At 53.1% G+C, this 19,961-nt stretch carries 15 protein-coding genes and 2 tRNA genes; 7 read left to right on the top strand and 10 right to left on the bottom strand.

From position 1 onward, the window contains the following. The first annotated feature begins 426 nt into the window (after positions 1-426). Positions 427-3,105 carry a bifunctional acetaldehyde-CoA/alcohol dehydrogenase gene (adhE, locus tag ACTJJI_RS13685; protein WP_440654442.1) on the top strand — a complete coding sequence of 893 codons (2,679 nt, stop codon included), beginning with the start codon at positions 427-429 and terminating at the stop codon, positions 3,103-3,105. A gap of 78 nt (positions 3,106-3,183) precedes the next feature. Here adhE and tdk read toward each other — a convergent pair whose 3' ends face one another. Beyond that, on the bottom strand, positions 3,184-3,798 hold the full coding sequence (gene tdk, locus ACTJJI_RS13680; RefSeq protein ID WP_014832251.1) for a thymidine kinase: 615 nt from the start codon (positions 3,796-3,798) through the stop codon (positions 3,184-3,186). A gap of 549 nt (positions 3,799-4,347) precedes the next feature. Here tdk and hns point away from each other — a divergent pair. Then, a complete protein-coding gene (gene hns, locus ACTJJI_RS13675) occupies positions 4,348-4,761 on the top strand; it encodes a histone-like nucleoid-structuring protein H-NS (RefSeq protein ID WP_008502781.1) in 414 nt (137 codons plus the stop codon). 199 nt (positions 4,762-4,960) lie between these two features. Here the strand turns inward: hns and galU are convergent, their stop codons facing one another. The 3 genes from galU to rssA form a co-directional block, all read right to left on the bottom strand. Beyond that, positions 4,961-5,869: a UTP--glucose-1-phosphate uridylyltransferase GalU gene (gene galU, locus ACTJJI_RS13670; RefSeq protein WP_014832252.1), complete on the bottom strand. Its 909-nt coding sequence runs from the start codon at positions 5,867-5,869 to the stop codon at positions 4,961-4,963. A 200-nt stretch (positions 5,870-6,069) separates the two neighbouring features. Continuing rightward, the gene (rssB, locus tag ACTJJI_RS13665; RefSeq protein ID WP_014832253.1) at positions 6,070-7,083 is read right to left on the bottom strand and encodes a two-component system response regulator RssB; all 1,014 of its coding nucleotides are present in this window, start codon (positions 7,081-7,083) and stop codon (positions 6,070-6,072) included. 91 nt (positions 7,084-7,174) lie between these two features. Then, complete coding sequence (rssA, locus tag ACTJJI_RS13660) at positions 7,175-8,077, bottom strand: patatin-like phospholipase RssA (protein ID WP_014832254.1); 903 nt, start codon at positions 8,075-8,077, stop codon at positions 7,175-7,177. Positions 8,078-8,192: 115 nt separating this feature from the next. Here rssA and ACTJJI_RS13655 point away from each other — a divergent pair, with 115 nt between their 5' ends. From ACTJJI_RS13655 to ACTJJI_RS13640, 4 genes are all read left to right on the top strand, one after another. Further along, on the top strand, positions 8,193-8,651 hold the full coding sequence (locus ACTJJI_RS13655; RefSeq protein WP_063411406.1) for a YchJ family protein: 459 nt from the start codon (positions 8,193-8,195) through the stop codon (positions 8,649-8,651). A gap of 48 nt (positions 8,652-8,699) precedes the next feature. Beyond that, positions 8,700-9,542, top strand: a complete 843-nt coding sequence (gene purU / locus ACTJJI_RS13650; protein ID WP_050861320.1) for a formyltetrahydrofolate deformylase — start codon at positions 8,700-8,702, stop codon at positions 9,540-9,542. A gap of 156 nt (positions 9,543-9,698) precedes the next feature. Further along, positions 9,699-9,783, top strand: a tRNA-Tyr gene (locus ACTJJI_RS13645). Positions 9,784-9,818: 35 nt separating this feature from the next. Further along, positions 9,819-9,903: transfer RNA gene (locus ACTJJI_RS13640), tRNA-Tyr, on the top strand. A gap of 142 nt (positions 9,904-10,045) precedes the next feature. On the opposite strand, the gene ACTJJI_RS13635 is transcribed toward ACTJJI_RS13640, so the two are convergent. Next, positions 10,046-10,489, bottom strand: coding sequence for an Lrp/AsnC family transcriptional regulator (locus ACTJJI_RS13635; RefSeq protein ID WP_046887699.1), 444 nt, complete (start codon positions 10,487-10,489; stop codon positions 10,046-10,048). Between the two features lie 107 nt (positions 10,490-10,596). On the opposite strand from ACTJJI_RS13635, the gene ACTJJI_RS13630 reads away from it, so the two are divergent. Beyond that, a complete protein-coding gene (locus ACTJJI_RS13630) occupies positions 10,597-11,493 on the top strand; it encodes a DMT family transporter (protein ID WP_046887698.1) in 897 nt (298 codons plus the stop codon). Here the strand turns inward: ACTJJI_RS13630 and narI are convergent. The 5 genes from narI to ACTJJI_RS13605 form a co-directional block, all read right to left on the bottom strand. Then, on the bottom strand, positions 11,490-12,167 hold the full coding sequence (narI, locus tag ACTJJI_RS13625; RefSeq protein WP_013096259.1) for a respiratory nitrate reductase subunit gamma: 678 nt from the start codon (positions 12,165-12,167) through the stop codon (positions 11,490-11,492). The genes ACTJJI_RS13630 and narI overlap by 4 nt on opposite strands. Beyond that, entirely contained in the window at positions 12,167-12,877 is a 711-nt protein-coding gene (gene narJ, locus ACTJJI_RS13620) for a nitrate reductase molybdenum cofactor assembly chaperone (protein ID WP_038419837.1), read from the bottom strand. The genes narI and narJ overlap by 1 nt, the downstream gene beginning before the upstream one ends. Then, positions 12,874-14,409: a nitrate reductase subunit beta gene (gene narH / locus ACTJJI_RS13615; RefSeq protein ID WP_013096257.1), complete on the bottom strand. Its 1,536-nt coding sequence runs from the start codon at positions 14,407-14,409 to the stop codon at positions 12,874-12,876. The genes narJ and narH overlap by 4 nt, the downstream gene beginning before the upstream one ends. Continuing rightward, on the bottom strand, positions 14,406-18,149 hold the full coding sequence (locus tag ACTJJI_RS13610) for a nitrate reductase subunit alpha (RefSeq protein ID WP_440654437.1): 3,744 nt from the start codon (positions 18,147-18,149) through the stop codon (positions 14,406-14,408). Before ACTJJI_RS13610 ends, narH begins: the two co-directional genes overlap by 4 nt. Before the next feature lie 381 nt (positions 18,150-18,530). Further along, positions 18,531-19,928 (bottom strand): NarK family nitrate/nitrite MFS transporter, encoded by a 1,398-nt coding sequence (locus ACTJJI_RS13605; RefSeq protein WP_047361565.1) that lies wholly within the window; start codon positions 19,926-19,928, stop codon positions 18,531-18,533. Positions 19,929-19,961: the final 33 nt, after the last annotated feature.

Below are 19,961 nucleotides of genomic sequence, written 5' to 3'. Positions count from 1 at the left end.
CGCGCTGAAGATACGCTTTTTATGCGCATACTTCACCAGAAATCTGCGCCAAAACGTTATCATTTCATGATGTTAAATATTTGTATAAGCAATGATAGCGCCACTTCCAATAGTTACTTAATTATTTAACACTGGAATAATCTCAAAGAAATAACCCTGCTGAAAGGTATCAGCTTGGGGGAAAATTGACGCAGATCATGATTTCCGTACTCAGAAGTGAGTAATCTTGCTTACGCCCCCAGGGAGATCACCTGTCAAAAAGGGATGATGCTAAGGTAAGGCTCTTTTAGTAAATTAGTGTACTGGAGCAGGAAGTAACCCATTGTTTTACTGTGTGTTACGCAAGTCGTATCGGCTCTGTCTATACTGTGTGACGTATCGAGCGCTGGTTTACTAAAAGAGTTTAAACATTATCAGGAGAGCATTATGGCTGTTACCAATATCGCTGAACTGAACGCCCTCGTCGAGCGCGTTAAAAAAGCCCAGCGTGAATATGCCAATTTCACCCAAGAACAGGTTGATAAAATCTTCCGCGCGGCCGCTCTGGCTGCTGCAGATGCTCGAATCCCTCTCGCTAAAATGGCCGTAGCCGAATCCGGCATGGGTATCGTTGAAGATAAAGTGATCAAAAACCACTTCGCTTCAGAGTATATCTATAACGCCTATAAAGATGAGAAAACCTGTGGCGTACTGTCTGAAGACGACACTTTCGGTACTATCACCATTGCAGAACCTATCGGCATTATTTGCGGTATCGTTCCAACCACTAACCCAACGTCTACCGCTATCTTCAAATCTCTGATCAGCCTGAAGACCCGTAACGCAATTATCTTCTCTCCGCACCCACGTGCGAAAGACGCGACCAACAAAGCAGCAGACATTGTTCTGCAGGCTGCAATTGCTGCTGGCGCACCAAAAGATCTGATCGGCTGGATTGACCAACCGTCTGTTGAACTCTCCAACGCACTGATGCACCACCCGGACATTAACCTGATCCTGGCGACCGGTGGTCCTGGCATGGTTAAAGCTGCATACAGTTCCGGTAAACCTGCTATCGGTGTAGGCGCGGGTAATACCCCAGTGGTTATTGATGAAACAGCCGATATCAAACGTGCTGTTGCGTCTGTACTGATGTCCAAGACCTTCGACAACGGTGTTATCTGTGCTTCTGAACAATCTGTTGTTGTCGTTGACTCCGTTTACGAAGCTGTTCGCGAACGTTTTGCCAGCCACGGCGGCTACCTGCTGCAGGGCAAAGAGCTGAAAGCGGTTCAGGATATCATCCTGAAAAATGGCGCACTGAACGCGGCTATCGTTGGCCAGCCAGCGTATAAAATCGCTGAACTTGCGGGCTTCACTGTTCCAGCGGCCACCAAAATTCTGATCGGTGAAGTTAAAGTTGTCGACGAAAGCGAACCATTCGCTCACGAAAAACTGTCCCCTACTCTGGCGATGTATCGCGCGAAAGATTTCGAAGACGCGGTAGAGAAAGCAGAGAAACTGGTTGCGATGGGCGGTATCGGCCACACTTCTTGCCTGTACACTGACCAGGACAACCAGCCAGAGCGTGTTGCTCACTTCGGTCAGAAGATGAAAACCGCACGTATCCTGATTAACACCCCTGCATCTCAGGGTGGTATCGGCGACCTGTACAACTTTAAACTCGCACCTTCCCTGACTCTGGGTTGTGGTTCCTGGGGTGGTAACTCCATCTCTGAAAACGTTGGTCCAAAACACCTGATCAACAAGAAAACCGTTGCTAAGCGAGCTGAAAACATGTTGTGGCACAAACTTCCGAAATCTATCTACTTCCGCCGTGGCTCTCTGCCAATCGCGCTGGATGAAGTGATTACTGATGGCCACAAACGTGCGCTCATCGTGACTGACCGTTTCCTGTTCAACAACGGTTACGCTGACCAGATCACTTCTGTTCTGAAAGCCGCTGGTGTGGAAACTGAAGTGTTCTTTGAAGTTGAAGCTGACCCAACCCTGAGCGTTGTTCGCAAAGGTGCCGAACTGGCTAACTCCTTCAAACCAGATGTGATTATCGCACTGGGTGGTGGTTCCCCAATGGACGCCGCGAAAATCATGTGGGTGATGTACGAGCATCCAGAAACCCACTTCGAAGAACTGGCACTGCGCTTTATGGACATCCGTAAACGTATCTACAAGTTCCCGAAAATGGGTGTAAAAGCGAAAATGATCGCGGTAACCACCACTTCCGGTACAGGTTCAGAAGTTACACCGTTCGCAGTAGTAACAGATGACGCAACGGGTCAGAAATACCCACTGGCTGACTATGCACTGACTCCAGATATGGCCATCGTTGATGCCAACCTGGTGATGGATATGCCGAAATCACTGTGTGCATTCGGTGGTCTGGACGCCGTCACCCACGCCCTGGAAGCGTATGTTTCCGTACTGGCTTCTGAGTTCTCTGACGGTCAGGCTCTGCAAGCGCTGAAACTGCTGAAAGAAAACCTGCCAGCGTCTTACAACGAAGGGTCTAAAAACCCGGTCGCCCGTGAACGTGTCCACAGTGCGGCAACCATCGCCGGTATCGCGTTTGCGAACGCCTTCCTCGGGGTTTGCCACTCAATGGCTCACAAACTGGGTTCACAGTTCCACATTCCTCACGGTCTGGCGAACGCCCTGTTGATCAGCAACGTTATCCGTTATAACGCGAATGACAACCCAACCAAGCAGACTGCTTTCAGCCAGTACGACCGTCCGCAAGCACGTCGTCGTTACGCTGAAATCGCAGACCACCTGGGTCTGAGTGCACCGGGCGACCGTACTGCCGCGAAGATCGAGAAACTTTTGGCATGGCTGGAAAGCCTGAAGGCTGAACTGGGTATTCCAAAATCTATCCGCGAAGCGGGTGTTCAGGAAGCTGACTTCCTCGCACACGTTGATAAGCTGTCTGAAGATGCATTCGATGATCAGTGTACTGGTGCAAACCCGCGCTACCCACTGATCTCCGAGCTGAAACAGATCCTGCTGGATACCTTCTACGGACGTGAGTTCAAAGAAGGTGACGTTGCAGCTGTGAAAACAGAAGCACCAGCCATTAAAGTTGACAAAAAAGCGAAGAAAAGCGCCTGATTGACAACGTGATAAAAAACCCGCCACTGGCGGGTTTTTTTATGTCCGGATATCAGGCATTTTACGTGACCCGAAACACTACTTCCGGTTGTCGTGCTGTATCGCCGTCAGTGAGCCTACAGACAACGCTTCTTTATAATGCTTACGGCAGACCGACACATAACGTTCATTGCCTCCTATCACCACCTGCTCACCATCTGCATAGGGTTTTCCGGCTTGATCGAGCCGAAGCACCATACTGGCTTTGCGACCGCAAAAACAGATGGTTTTCAGTTCGACCAGTTTATCGGACCAGGCAAGCAAATACTGGCTACCGGCAAATAGCTCACCGCGGAAGTCCGTGCGCAATCCGTAACAGAGAACGGGAATATCAAGTTCATCAACAACCTCAGAAAGCGCATGGACCTGTTCACGCGTCAGGAACTGGCTCTCATCTACCAGAACGCAATGAATGGGCTGGGAGGTATGCTCTGCACGAATATCCTGCAACAGGTCCGTTTGCGGGTTAAACAGTCTGGCCGGTGACGAAAGACCGATTCTGGAACTCACCTTACCGGCGCCAAAGCGATCGTCGATTTCAGCAGTGTAAACAACGGTACGCATCCCTCGTTCCTGATAATTGTAGGAGGATTGCAGTAACGCCGTGGATTTACCGGCATTCATTGCCGAATAGTAGAAATAAAGTTGTGCCATTGGCCGTCAAACCCTAATCAATGTGTAATATTCCCGATGAATCATTGTACCATATTTTGTCTGGTCATCAGCGATACACCACACAGTCTATGGGGTTCTCTAGGGCGTTAACCGCAGGAAATTTACGAAAATAATGCGATAAAACAGGAGGTAAACTGATTCAGCACGCGCAATATGTCTCGATCCCGCTAAAGATAACACTTCTTTTTATACTGGAATCACCGTTCATTAAAATTCACTATTTATTAACTATTTTTGCCTTTGCAACGCGGGCAGAAACTAATACAAAAGGCTGATATTTATCCGCTGCAACTATAATTCCTGCGGTAAATGTCACAAAAAAAAGATGCAACCGAACGGGTTAAGCAGCTAAGCGTGATAACAAGCGAGCCTGTCAGGTGATGAAATTTAAGTTAGCGTAATTAATAATAGCGGCCATAATTCCATATTTTTTGAATTCCTTACATTCCCACCTATTGCACAACTGAATTTATCGCTCTATTATTAGGTCAACAAACCACCCCCCATTATAAGTTTGAGATTACTACAATGAGCGAAGCACTTAAAATTCTGAACAACATCCGTACTCTTCGTGCGCAGGCAAGAGAATGCACCCTGGAAACGCTTGAAGAAATGCTGGAAAAATTAGAAGTTGTAGTTAATGAACGTCGCGAAGAAGAAAGCGCTGCTGCTGCTGAAATCGAAGAGCGTACGCGTAAACTGCAGCAATATCGTGAAATGCTGATTGCTGATGGTATCGATCCAAATGAATTGCTGAACAGCATGGCTGCAGCTAAGACCGGTACTAAAGCAAAACGCGCTGCTCGTCCGGCTAAATATAGCTATGTAGACGAGAACGGCGAAACGAAAACCTGGACTGGCCAGGGTCGTACTCCTGCTGTTATCAAAAAAGCCATGGATGAGCAAGGTAAACAGCTGGACGACTTCCTGATCAAGGATTAATCCTAACGTATTCAGAAAAATCCCGCTTAATGCGGGATTTTTTTTACCCGCAATTTCCACAAACATCCCCTTACATGCCGTCATATTGGGACATAGCGCTATTTAATGTTCCTTACAGATCAGGGTTACAGCCGTGAGTTTTGGGCATAAAAAAACCGGTGGGCATCGCCTCACCGGTCTTGATCATTCGCGGACGGGGTTATTTTTTAATACCCACGCTTTCTTTCAACCAGGCTTTAAATTCTTCACCCAGTGAATTGTGGCGGATGCCATATTCAACAAAGGCCTGCATATAACCGAGTTTATTACCGCAGTCATGGCTCTTACCTTTCATATGGTAAGCTTCTACTGTCTCTTTCTCGATCAGCATATCGATGGCATCGGTCAGCTGGATCTCATCCCCTGCTCCTGGAGGCGTCTTCGCCAGCAGTGGCCAGATTTCTGCGCTCAGGACATAGCGACCAACTACCGCCAGATTAGACGGCGCGACATCGGCTTTAGGCTTCTCTACGACGCCCACCATTGGTACGCTTTCACCCGGTTCCAGATTAACGCCTTTGCAGTCAACCACACCGTAAGCGGTGACGTCGTCGACAGGCTCAACCATAATCTGGCTGCTACCCGTTTCGTCGAAGCGTTTGATCATCTCGGCCAGGTTATCCTGAGAGAGGTCGGATTCGTATTCGTCCAGAATAACGTCTGGCAGAATGACCGCGACAGGCTCATTACCCACAACAGGATGTGCACACAGTACTGCGTGGCCCAGACCTTTAGCCAGCCCCTGACGTACCTGCATAATGGTGACGTGTGGAGGGCAAATAGACTGAACTTCTTCTAACAGCTGACGCTTAACGCGTTTTTCCAGCATGGCTTCAAGTTCGAAACTGGTATCGAAATGGTTTTCGATAGAGTTTTTAGATGAATGCGTAACCAGCACAATTTCAGTAATGCCGGCTGCGATACATTCGTTTACGACATACTGAATTAATGGCTTATCAACCAGTGGCAGCATTTCTTTAGGAATTGCCTTAGTTGCTGGTAACATCCTGGTCCCCAATCCCGCTACCGGGATGACGGCCTTTCTGACTTTCGAATTTAGGGCAGCCATTCAAATTCTCCTGAGCTGTTCAAGTTTTGAACTTTTATGCATTAAATAACGCGTTGAGTATATCAGCCTCATCCCACAGTCCGGGTCTGAAAAGAACGCGTTGCCGATCAATTAGGATAAATACGCATGAATCTGGGCAGCGATAGTAGCACTCCCCGCAAAACACAGGTAAGGCAATCTTAAAATTAAAATCCAACTGCTTATTCCGTGGACAACATTAACCGCAACCGTCCCCCGGCGCCCCAAATTTGGCACTGCCAGGAGGAACAGCGATGGCTAATTTGATTAAGATAAGCCGTACCCAATGTACCCAGCGGCACACCGTTGCTAACCTGAATATGATGTTCCCCGGTATTCAGTGAGGCGTTCAGACCTGCTGACACGAGGATAAGATTTTTCAATCCACTGTGGTAATAACCTACCAACAGGGGAAATTGTCCTGGTAAATTGGCCTGGCGAAAAAGCTGGTTAACTTGTTTCAGCAAACTGCCTAACTCAGGAAGCCGTTGCCCCTGATGCGATAACTGCTCCTGCAACAGACCGTTAAATAGCGCACGAAGTAATAACGCCGCTAATACACCATTATCGCCTGCACGGGTGACATCCAGGGAATAAAACGCAAGATCCGAATCCGACAGTGGCGCAATATCCAACACCAGTCCGGGCTGGTCAGCAGCCACCAGCTGACGATAATTTATTCGACAATGTGAAAAAGTTTGTTGTACCGGTGGCTGAAGTTCCTGCAACAGCTTCGCCGCGGCAGGCGGATCACTGACCAGTGCATCCCAGTCCTGGAAAAGGCGCTCCTCTTCCTCAACGCGGGAATTAAACATATTCGGATAAAGGCATGCCAGCACCGTTTCACGCAACCGGTTCAGATCTTTTACTGGTTTCAGCAGAATATCCTGCACCCCCAGACGCAATGCTTTGGCAATATCCGCCATATTTTCCGTCGCGGAGATCACCAGAATGGGGGTCTGGTTACCCTCATTACGCAGATGTTCAACCAGCTTCAGGCCATTCATCCGCGGCATTGCGATATCACAGATCATCAGATCGGGCGTGATACTGACCATTTTTTCCAGCGCGTCGACACCATCTTCAGCCAGGGCAGTGGTTGCCCCCAGCGAGGATAACCACGAATCCAGTAGCGATCGGAAAACGGGCTCGTCTTCAACAATCAAAATGTGTTTTCCGGCCAATGGCTGCGTCATGGTTCCTCCCCTGGCTGACAGTTACTAAATAGTGGCATGCTATCGGCACTATCGCCTGTCAGATTTTGCTGAAGTAGTCAAAAAAAGGTACTTAACGTGCTGTTCGCACAAAGGGCAATAATTCGTCCATTTTCTTTTCGACGGCTAAAGATCCCGCTGCGATGGCGGCCTCAGCCCGATGGAAATCAAGGGTAGAGATTTGTGGACAATAGGGTTGAATCAGAATATCCGGTGGGTCGCCCGCCATACGGTTACGTTTCAGGCGGTTTTCAAGCACCTGGATGGACGTCGTCATGATCTCAATTGCCGTCGGCGCGGTTACCGAGCGGCGTGCAGCCATACGACCAATGCGACCGCGTAAGCGTTCATGCCAGGCCAGTTTCTCGCCCTCAGCATCTTCACTTTGCAGATTGACAGGCATGAGGTCTTGTTGCATCAGGTGAGCGTCGTGCTGTAAATCGACGGCAATCACAATATCAGCCCCCATCGCACGTGTCAGAGAGATTGGCACCGGGTTAACGACCCCGCCATCAACGAGCCAATAGCCGTTATGCGGGACAGGTGCCATGAGCCCCGGCATGCTGCAGGAGGCACGAACGGCAAGGTGGATATCCCCTTCGGTCAGCCAAAGCTCACGCCCCGTACTGAGATTCGTCGCCACGGCGCCGAAAGGCATCTGACAGTCGTTGAAATCCTGGAGAGGCATAATCTGACGGAACTGGTTAAAGACGCGTTCACCGCGAAGCAACCCGCCACGCTGCCAGGAAAGGTCCATCAGGCGCAGCACGTCCCAATAGCTGAAGGATCGCACCCATGTTTCGAGTTCCGGCAGTTTTCCACACGCATAGGCGGACCCCACCAGCGATCCAATCGAGCACCCTGCAACAATATCGACATCGACGCCCATCTGGTTTAAGGCATTTATCACGCCGATATGTGACCATCCGCGGGCTGCACCTGAGCCCAGCGCCAGTCCAATTTTAACCTTTCTCATTAGCCCTGTTTTACTTCCCCTGGATTCCCGACATAGCGTCGACGCAACAGCTCAGTTAACATGGTGCTACCCGAAGCGTTTTACGCCCTTAATTTTTTGTTCCAGGAAGAGAATCGTGTCTCAACTCTGCCCCTGTGGTAGCGCTCTGGAGTATAGCCTATGTTGCCAGCGATATCTTTCTGGCGATCAGGTTGCACCAGACCCATCACACCTTATGCGTTCACGTTATACCGCTTTTGTGATCAAAGACGCAGACTACCTGATTAAAACCTGGCACCCCACCTGCCAGGCCGCCGGTTTCAGACAGGAGATCGAAGCCGGGTTCGCCAATACCCAGTGGCTCGGTCTTACGGTTTATGAATCCGCACCCGGCAGTCACGACAACGAAGGTTACGTCAGCTTTGTCGCCCGGTTTACTGAACACAATAAATCTGGCGCGATTATCGAGCGTTCCCGATTCTTAAAGGAAAGCGGGCAATGGTATTATATTGACGGAACGCGCCCACAGTTTGGTCGTAACGATCCCTGCCCTTGTGGTTCAGGTAAAAAATTTAAAAAGTGTTGCGGGCAGTAACGCCCGACAACCGAGACTTCGCAAATACTCAAACAGGATTTCCCGGCGATGCAATCACTACAACGTAAAGTTCTGCGCACCATCTGTCCCGATCAAAAAGGGCTGATCGCACGAATTACCAACATCTGTTACAAACATGAACTGAATATCGTGCAGAACAACGAATTCGTTGACCACCGTACCGGTCGTTTCTTTATGCGTACCGAACTGGAAGGTATTTTCAACGACACCACTCTGCTTGCCGATCTGGACAGCGCGCTGCCAGAGGGCTCCGTGCGCGAGTTGACGCCTGCGGGACGTCGTCGCATCGTGATTCTGGTGACCAAAGAAGCGCACTGCCTGGGCGATCTGCTGATGAAAGCAAACTACGGCGGTCTGGATGTCGAAATCGCCGCCGTTATCGGTAACCACGAGACGCTGCGTACCCTGGTTGAACGTTTTGATATTCCGTTCGAGCTGGTGAGCCATGAAGGTCATACGCGTGAAGAGCACGACAACCTGATGGCTGAGGCTATTGAAGCACATAGCCCTGACTACGTTGTCCTGGCGAAATACATGCGCGTGTTAACGCCCTCCTTCGTGGCACGTTTTCCGAACAAGATAATCAACATTCACCACTCCTTCCTGCCCGCCTTTATTGGTGCGCGTCCCTACCATCAGGCCTATGAACGTGGCGTGAAGATCATCGGCGCAACGGCGCACTATGTGAATGACAATCTGGATGAAGGCCCAATCATTATGCAGGACGTGATTCATGTGGATCACACCTACACGGCGGAAGATATGATGCGTGCCGGACGTGATGTCGAGAAGAACGTTCTGAGCCGTGCACTGTATCAGGTGCTGGCGCAGCGCGTATTCGTTTATGGTAACAGAACGATCATTCTTTAATCGACTGAGAAATGAATTGGTTAGCTTTACAGCTTTGCGCGTAAAAATCAGGCAACCAGTTTATTTTTCTTGTGCTAACGCTTTACAGGGGCGTGTCATTTGATATGATGCGCCCCGCTTCCAGCAGGAAGCAGGCCAGTAAAAGCATTACCCCGTGGTGGGGTTCCCGAGCGGCCAAAGGGAGCAGACTGTAAATCTGCCGTCATCGACTTCGAAGGTTCGAATCCTTCCCCCACCACCATTTCTCAGCAAGACCTCAAAATTTGAATTACCCCTGGTGGGGTTCCCGAGCGGCCAAAGGGAGCAGACTGTAAATCTGCCGTCATCGACTTCGAAGGTTCGAATCCTTCCCCCACCACCATTACGTCCATGCCGTAGGGCGCAAGCAACGCGCCGAGTAATCCTTCCCCCACCACCATCAATTCAAAAAAATCATAACAAAACCAAACTGAGCACACTTTCGTAGGCCGGGTAAAGCGCAGTCGCCATCCGGCGACAGACGACTACATCGGCGGCAAGCGTCGCTTCACCGGCGAGCTCTTCACGATCGACGTATTACACTGGGCATGCTCCGACAGACCATCCAGCAACACATCCAGTTGCTCAATTGACCGCACCGCTAACCGGATAACAAAACAGTCTTCACCAGTCACTTTGTCGCTCTCTATGCACTCCGGCATCGCCTGAATGTACTTATCCACTTTATGTAACAATCCTGGCAACGGGCGAACCCGCACCAGTGCCTGCAGCGTATAGCCTAACGCCGCCAGATTCACCCGTGCACCATACCCCTGAATCACACCACGCTCTTCCAGCCTTTTCAGGCGTTCTGCCGTGCTGGGCGAGGTCAGACCGATACGGCCGCTGAGTACCTTGAGCGACATACGCGCATCGTCGACCAGACAAGCCAAAATTTGCCGATCGATATCATCGAGAAGGTATTCCATCGTTTTCACCTAATTTTAAAAAGCCATTCGCGTATTTAACCTTATCTCAACCCTGTAAAACCCGACAGCAATTTTCGACAATAGCGTCATCAACCAGGAGGTGAATGATGCGTGATTTACATAAAGGCGTCTGGCAAATGAGCCTGGCGATGTTAATTTCCGGCTCGATTGGCGCGTTTGTTTTACTCTCCGGACTGCCAGTGTCAGAAGTGGTTTTCTGGCGCTGTCTGATAGGCGCGATCGCACTGTTCATTTTCATTCGAATGAGCCAAAAGCCCTTTAGTCCCCTCACCCGCACTTCTCTGCTGTTGGCTATTCTGGGTGGGGTAGCATTAGTGGTGAACTGGCTGCTGCTGTTCGCGGCCTATGAACGTATTTCGATTGGCCTTTCCACTGTGGTCTATAACACTCAGCCCTTTATGCTGGTGATGATGGGTATGTTTTTAGGCGAACGCGTCAGTCTGGTCAAATGGGGCTGGCTGCTTCTCGCCTTCGGTGGGGTGGTGATTTTACTCTCCAGCGAACTCTCCGGAACGCATGGCTCTGGCTGGCTCGCGGGGATTGGTCTGGCACTGGGTGCGGCCTTCTTCTACGCGTTGACGGCGATTATTGCCCGCAAACTGAAATCCATCGCGCCACAGCATATAGCCTTTATTCAGGTGCTGACAGGCGTGGTAATGCTACTGCCGTTTGCCCATATGCCCGCCTTGTCCGCTGATTTTCCGTGGCCAATTTTACTGACGCTGGGCATTGTCCATACCGGTATCATGTATCAGCTGCTGTATAGCGCCATCCAAAAACTTCCGACGCCCATTACCGGTTCACTGTCCTTTATCTATCCGGTAGTGGCGATCGTTGTCGATAATGTGGTCTTCGGGCATTCGCTGGATATTACCCAACTGGCGGGCGGCGCGTTGATCCTGTTTGCTGCGGCGGGCAATAACCTGGGCTGGGGCGAAAAAAAACCCCGCGAATGCGGGGTTAGTATCAAAACGACAAATTAGCGACGGGCACGCACAATCTGGTATTTGCGCGTCAGGTACTCCACCGGCGCGCTCCAGATGTGCACCAGACGAGAGAACGGGAACAGCACAAACAGGGTCATACCCAGCACCAGGTGCAGGCGGAAGATAAACGCCACCCCGTCCAGATGTTCAGATGCACCACCGTGGAAGGTCACCACGGACTGCGCCCATCCCACCAGCTTCATCATCTCGCTGCCGTCCATATGCTGCGCCGAGAATGGAATGGTCAGCAGACCCAGTGCGCACTGAACCATTAACAGGGAGAGGATCAGGATATCCGCCGTGGTCGTAGTAGCCCGCACGCGCGGGCTGAACAGACGGCGTTTGAGCAGCAGCAGACCACCCACCAGGGTCATCACGCCGCAAGCGCCACCGGCGATCATCGCCATCTTCTGCTTCACTTCGATGGGCAGCCACGCTTCATACATCCAGTGTGGCGTCAGCATCCCCAGGAAGTGACCGGCAAAAATCCCCAGAATACCGATGTGGAACAGGTTAGACGCAACGTGCATCCCTTTGCGATCCAGCATCTGGCTGGAGGCAGCACGCCAGGTGTACTGGCCATAGTCATAACGCAGCCAGCTTCCCACCAGGAACACGGTGCCCGCGATATACGGGTAAATGTCAAAGAAGAACATATTCAGGAAGTGCATTAGTGCCGTCCTCCGTTAGAGATATTCAAATATTGCGGGGCAACCGCGCCGGCAAAACGGCGCTGGTGAGCCGAAATTTCAGATTCGCCGCAGCTCTGGTCAGCAAAGAATTTCACCTGCTCTTCTTCCCAGACCGCATCCAGCGCCTGTGGCGTGTCATCGCGGGCTTCGTCCGCAATTTTCTCCGCCACTTTTTCACTGTCGACCGAGGCATTCGCCAGCTTCACCAGCACCCCGAACAGCGCCGCATAGCGGCTCTCGCGCTGCTGAAGACGGGCGCTGAGCAACGCCAGAATCGGCGCGATGTCCTGCAGACCACCCAGCGCCTCTTCTTTTGGCAACTGCGCCAGATACTCCAGGTACAGTGGCAGATGATCCGGCAGCTCGCGACTGTCGAGCTGCAGGCCGTGCTGCTCGTACTGGGCCATCAGATCCACCATTGCCTGCCCCCGATCGCGGGATTCACCGTGAACGTGTTCAAACAGCAGCAGCGAGGTTGCGCGACCGCGATCAAACAGCTGGCTGTAATCCGCCTGCGCATCGAGAAGATCGCGCGCTAACAGGTCGCGGAGGAAAACGCCCAGTGTCTGGGCATCTTCTTTGTCGAGGTTTTCAGACGACGCGAGTGCATCAAAGAGTTCCTGCTGATGCTGCGCCAGCGCAGCATCCGGGTACTCCAGCAGACGCGAAACAATCACGAGTTCAATCATGGGTGCGGCTCCGTTTTGCTGGTCACATCCATGGCATCGATGCGGCGGCTGTTGAACAGGTTGAATTTGCTGTCAGACCCGTGGCAACCGTCGCCAAAGCTAAAGCCACAACCGTTTTTCTCCGGGAAGGCTTCACGCGCCAGCTCACGATGGCTGCTCGGTACCACGAAACGGTCTTCGTAGTTGGCAATGGCCAGGTAGCGGTACATCTCCTGCGCCTGCGCTTCGGTCAGGCCGACCTCTTCCAGCGCACGGGTGTCGGTCACGCCGTCCACGGTTTCCGCACGTTTGAAGTGGCGCATCGCCAGCATACGTTTCAGCGCCAGCAGCACCGGCTGGGTATCGCCTGCGGTCAGCAGGTTTGCCAGGTACTGAACCGGGATACGCAGGCTCTCCACGTCCGGCAGAATGCCGTTGCTGCCCAGCTCGCCTGCATCCGCGGCTGACTGAATTGGCGACAGAGGCGGCACGTACCAGACCATCGGCAGCGTGCGGTATTCCGGATGCAGCGGCAACGCCAGCTTCCAGTCCATCGCCATTTTGTAGACCGGAGATTGCTGCGCGGCATCGATGACGCTTTGCGGAATACCGTCTTTCAGCGCCTGTTCAATCACTTTCGGATCGTTCGGGTCAAGGAATACGTCCAGCTGACGCTGATACAGATCTTTCTCGTTCTCGGTGCTCGCGGCATTTTCAATCGCGTCCGCGTCATACAGCAGCACGCCGAGGTAACGAATACGGCCTACGCAGCTCTCGGAGCAGACAGTCGGCATCCCGGCTTCGATACGCGGGTAGCAGAAGATGCACTTCTCAGACTTACCGCTCTTCCAGTTGAAATAGATTTTTTTGTACGGGCAGCCGGTGATGCACATACGCCAGCCGCGGCACTTGTCCTGGTCGATCAGGACGATGCCATCCTCTTCACGTTTGTAGATGGCACCGCTCGGGCAGGTCGCCACGCACGCCGGGTTGAGGCAGTGCTCGCACAGGCGCGGCAGGTACATCATGAAGGTGTTTTCGAACTGGCCGTACATCGCCTTCTGCATGTTTTCGAAGTTCTGGTCTTTGGCGCGTTTTTCGAACTCGCCGCCCAGAATTTCTTCCCAGTTTGGACCGCTGGTAATTTTGTCCATGCGCTGACCGGTGATCAGCGAGCGAGGACGGGCAATCGGCTGGTGCTTACTTTCCGGCGCGTTATGCAGGTTCTGGTAGTCGTAGTCAAACGGCTCGTAATAATCTTCGATACCCGGCAGATGCGGGTTGGCGAAGATTTTACCCAGCAGCATCGCACGGTTACCCATGCGCGGCTGCAGCTTACCGTTGATTTTACGGATCCAGCCCCCCTTCCACTTCTCCTGGTTTTCCCAGTCGGTCGGGAAGCCGGTACCCGGCTTGCTTTCCACGTTGTTGAACCAGGCGTATTCCATCCCTTCGCGGCTGGTCCAGACGTTCTTACAGGTGACTGAGCAGGTATGACAGCCGATGCATTTATCCAGATTCAGCACCATGCCGACTTGTGAACGAATTTTCATTTTACGCTCTCCTGTACCTGGTCATTACCTTCGCCGTCTAACCAGTTAATATTTTTCATCTTACGTACCACCACGAACTCATCGCGGTTAGACCCTACCGTGCCGTAGTAGTTAAAGCCGTAGGCCAGCTGTGCATAGCCACCGATCATGTGCGTCGGCTTCGGCGTAATACGGGTCACGGAGTTGTGAATACCGCCGCGCTGCTCAGTGATCTCTGAACCCGGCAGGTTCACGATACGTTCCTGCGCGTGGTACATCATGGTCATCCCGGCCGGTACGCGCTGGCTCACCACCGCACGCGCCGTCAGGGCGCCGTTGCTGTTGAACACTTCGATCCAGTCGTTATCTTCAATACCCAGATCTTTGGCGTCCGCTTCACTCATCCAGACAATCGGGCCACCGCGCGACAGGGTCAGCATCAGCAGGTTGTCGCTGTAAGTGGAGTGGATACCCCATTTCTGGTGTGGCGTCAGGAAGTTCAGCGCCTTCTCCGGGTTACCGTTCGATTTCGCGCCCATTACCGCTTTCACGGAGCGGGTGTCGATTGGCGGACGGTAAACCAGCAGGCTTTCACCGAAGTCACGCATCCACTGGTGATCCTGATACAGCGACTGACGACCGGAGAGGGTACGCCATGGGATCAGCTCGTGAACGTTGGTATACCCGGCGTTATAAGAGACATGTTCATCTTCCAGGCCAGACCAGGTCGGGCTGGAGATAATTTTGCGCGGCTGCGCCTGAATATCGCGGAAGCGGATTTTTTCGTCTTCTTTGTTGAGCGCCAGATGCGTGTGGTCGCGACCGGTAAATTCGCTCAGCGCTTTCCAGGCCTTCACGGCAACCTGGCCGTTGGTTTCCGGCGCCAGGGTCAGGATCATCTCTGCCGCATCAATCGCCGTATTCAGCATTGGCTGGCCTTTGGCCGGACCGTCCGCTTTGGTGTAATTGAGCTTGCGCAGCAGATCCATTTCGCTCTGGGTGTTCCAGGCAATCCCTTTCCCGCCGTTGCCGATTTTCTCCATCAGCGGGCCGATAGAGGTAAAGCGCTCGTAGGTCGCAGGGTAGTCACGTTCCACCGGAATAATGTGCGGTGCCGTTACGCCCGGGATCAGGTCGCACTCGCCTTTTTTCCAGTCCTTCACATCCAGCGGCTGCGCCAGTTCGGCGGCGGAGTCGTGCTGGATAGGCAGCGTCACCACGTCGGTCTCTTTGCCCAGGTGCCCTACGCAGACTTCAGAGAATTTCTTCGCGATGTCTTTGTAGATATCCCAGTCGCTTTTTGATTCCCACGCCGGGTCAACGGCCGCAGACAGCGGATGAATAAACGGATGCATATCCGAGGTATTCATGTCGTCTTTTTCATACCAGGTGGCGGTAGGCAGCACGATATCGGAGTACAGGCAGGTGCTGGAGAGACGGAAGTCCAGCGTCACCACCAGATCCAGCTTGCCGTCGAGGCCGTTATCTTTCCACTCCACCTCTTCCGGCTTCACGCCACCCTGCTTGCCAAGATCTTTACCCTGGATACCGTTTTCGGTACCGAGCAGGTATTTCAGCATGTACTCGTGGCCTTTACCGGACGAGCCCAGCAGGTTGGAGCGCCAGATAAACAGGTTACGCGGATGGTTTTTACCGTTTTCCGGCTGCTCTGCCGCAAAACGGATTGAACCGTCTTTCAGGGATTTAACGGTGTAATCCACCGGCGACATCCCCGCCTGCTTCGCCTCTTCTGCAATGCGCAGCGGGTTTGTACCCAGCTGAGGCGCGGACGGCAGCCAGCCCATGCGCTCGGCGCGGACGTTGAAGTCGATCAGGTGGCCGCTGTAGCGGGATTTATCCGCCATCGGCGACAGCAGCTCCTGCGCGGTAACCGTCTCGTAGCGCCACTGGCTGGAGTGGTTATAGAAGTAAGAAGTGCTGTTCATATGACGCGCCGGACGCTGCCAGTCGAGGGCAAACGCCAGCGGCTGCCAGCCGGTCTGCGGACGCAGTTTTTCCTGGCCCACGTAGTGCGCCCAGCCGCCACCGCTCTGACCGACACAGCCGCAGAAGATCAGCATATTGATCAGGCCACGGTAGTTCATATCGAGGTGATACCAGTGGTTCAGACCGGCACCGACGATAATCATCGAGCGACCATGGGTCTTATCGGCGTTTTCTGCGAATTCACGGGCGATACGGGTGATCTGCGCACGCGGTACGCCGGTGATCTGCTCCGCCCAGGCTGGGGTGTACGCCTTCACATCGTCATAGCTGGTCGCGCAGTTTTCATCGTTCAGACCGCGCTCCAGGCCGTAGTTGGCCAGCGTCAGGTCATACACGGTGGTCACCAGGGCGCTGGAGCCGTCGGCCAGCTGCAGGCGTTTCACCGGCAGTTTGTGCATCAGGACGTTCTGTAGCTCAACCTTGTTGAAATGTTCAGAACCTTCGCCGCCGAAGTACGGGAAGCCCACTTCGGCGATCTCATCCTGGCTGCCCAGCATGCTCAGGCGCAGCTCGGTCTCTTCACCTGTTGTGCCGTTACGTTGTTCAAGGTTCCATTTGCCCTTCTCACCCCAGCGGAAGCCGATTGAACCGTTTGGCACCACCAGTTCGCCGTTGCTGTTATACGCGACGGTTTTCCACTCAGGGTTGTTTTCCTGGCCCAGCGCGTCCACCAGATCGGCAGCACGTAGCGTACGGCCTGCAGCGTAGTATCCGTCGCGCTCTTCCAGCATCACCAGCATTGGCATGTCGGTATAACCACGCACGTAATCGGTGAAGTACTGGCTTGGTTTATCGAGGTGGTATTCACGCAGCATGACGTGGCCCATCGCCAGCGCCATCGCCGAGTCAGTACCCTGTTTAGGCGCCAGCCACAGGTCACACAGCTTGGCAATTTCGGCGTAGTCCGGGGTCACCGCAACGGTTTTGGTGCCTTTGTAACGGACTTCAGTAAAGAAGTGCGCGTCCGGGGTACGGGTCTGCGGTACGTTTGAGCCCCAGGCGATAATGTAGCTGGAGTTATACCAGTCGGCGGACTCCGGCACGTCGGTCTGCTCACCCCAGGTCTGTGGAGACGCTGGCGGCAGGTCGCAGTACCAGTCGTAGAAGCTCAGACAGGTTCCCCCAATCAGGGAAAGATAGCGCGCACCGGAAGCGTAAGAGACCATCGACATCGCCGGGATCGGCGAGAAGCCTGCCACGCGATCAGGACCGTAGGTTTTGACGGTATAGACGTTAGAGGCGGCAATCAGCTCATTCACCTCTTTCCAGGAGGAGCGAACAAAACCACCGCGGCCACGCGCCTGCTTGAAGCTTTTCGCTTTGTCGGCGTCTTCGATGATGGATGCCCACGCCTCTACCGGATCGCTGTGCTGCACCTTCGCTTCACGCCACATTTTCATCAGGCGCTTGCGCATCAGAGGATATTTAAGACGGTTCGCACTGTAGAGATACCAGGAGTAGCTGGCACCACGCGGGCAGCCACGTGGTTCATGGTTCGGCATATCCGGGCGGGTGCGCGGATAGTCGGTCTGCTGCATTTCCCAGGTCACCAGACCGTTTTTAACGAAAATCTTCCAGCTACACGAGCCAGTGCAGTTCACGCCGTGGGTCGAACGGACGACTTTGTCATGCTGCCAGCGCTGGCGGTAACCGTCTTCCCAGTCCCGGTTGGTATCCAGAACCTGGCCGTGCCCATCGGCAAAAGTTTCACCCTTCTGTTTGAAGTAGCGAAACCGGTCCAAAAATTTGCTCATCGGGTATCTCCTGTGTGGAGCCTGTGGCTCTCTAAATCGACATTGCTGATTTGCAGCGAAAGTAACGTCCTGTAAGAGAGGGAGAATTGATAACGATCAAGACGGAGGGGGACTATGAAGTGAGGTGTTATAACGAATACCACCAAAGCGGTAGCATTTTTATTTTTATATCATTATGATTTTTAGATGTATTTTTTATTTATCGTACAATAAGCCCGCCTGTTTTTAACATCTCGGGTATTAAGGGGTAGGCCCGGCTGAAAAGCGATGGCGATCACAGCGTTACCTGCAGGCGGAATGTTTAAAAGCAATGAGTATGTTGTAACTATTGAGAGGATAAAAAAAACGCGACCCGAAGGTCGCGTAAACGGATAATCAAACTTACTTATTTTTATTGGAATTACGGCCATATACCAGCCACGTGATCGCGACGCAGGCAATATAGAACACGAGGAAAACTTTCATGGCGCCAGCCGGGGAGCCGGTCAGGTCCAGCGAGATCCCGAACGCTTTTGGAATAAAGAAGCCACCGATTGCACCAATCGCGGAGATAAAGCCCAGCGCTGCCGCCGTATCCGTTGCCGCTTCGCGCATGGCCTGCTCTTCGCTACCGCCCTGCGCTTTCACGCGGTCCATGGTCAGCTTACGGAAAATCACGGAAATCATCTGGAAGGTGGAGGCACTGCCCAGCCCGGCCGTCAGGAACAGCACCATAAACACGCCGAAGAAGGCGATGAAGTTCCCCCCCTGGCCGTCGGCTGGCAGCGTCAGGAACAGCAGCGCACAGAAGACCGCCATCACAACGAAGTTAATCAGCGTCACGCGGGTCCCGCCCAGACGGTCAGAGATCATACCGCCCAGCGAACGCGCCAGCGCACCAATAAACGGCCCAAAGAAGGCGAACTGCAGGATCTGTACTTCCGGGAACTGGGTTTTCGACAGCATGGCAAAGCCCGCGGAGAAACCAATGAACGAGCCGAAGGTCGCCAGATACAGCAGCGCCATCACCCACAGGTGGCCGCGCTTCAGCACCGGCAACTGCTCGCTCAGGGATGCCTTCGACGCAGACAGGTCATTCATAAAGAACCAGGCCGCGAGGGTAAAGATCACCAGGAACGGTACCCAGATCCAGGCCGCGTTTTGCAGATACAGGGAAGAGCCATCTGCCTGCGTCACACCACCGCCGCCAAATGCCGCGAAGATAGAGACGGAGATTGCCAGCGGTGCAATCAGCTGCATTACGCTGACGCCCATGTTACCCAGGCCGCCGTTGATCCCCAGCGCACCACCCTGCTTCGCTTTCGGGAAGAAGAAGCTGATGTTTGCCATGCTGGAGGCGAAGTTTGCGCCCGCAAAGCCACAGAGCAGAGAGATGATCACGAACACGCTAAACGGCGTGGAGGTGTCCTGCACCGCAAAACCGAGCCACACGCAAGGCACGATCATGATACCGGTACTGAACGCCGTCCAGCGACGGCCGCCAAAAACCGGCACCATGAACGCGTAAGGCACGCGCAGCAACGCCCCCGACAGCGACGGCAGCGCGGTCAGCATAAACAGCTGATCGGTGGTAAAGGTAAATCCGACCTTAGGCAGATTAACCGCTACCGCGCTGAATAACATCCATACGCAAAACGCTAACAATAAACATGGAACGGAAATCCACAGATTTCGGCTTGCGACACGGTGGCCGCGCTGCTGCCAGAACGCCGGATCTTCCGGACGCCAGTCAGTTATAACGGCACCATTTTCCCTTTCGGGAGCGGATGTGTGACTCATAGACACCTCTGATTCTCGAATGATGCTGCAAAC

It is taken from the genome of Enterobacter sp. 22466 (assembly GCF_052044775.1).
Classification (GTDB): Bacteria; Pseudomonadota; Gammaproteobacteria; order Enterobacterales; family Enterobacteriaceae; genus Enterobacter; species Enterobacter dissolvens.
This window is presented reverse-complemented; position numbering and strand designations above follow the sequence as displayed.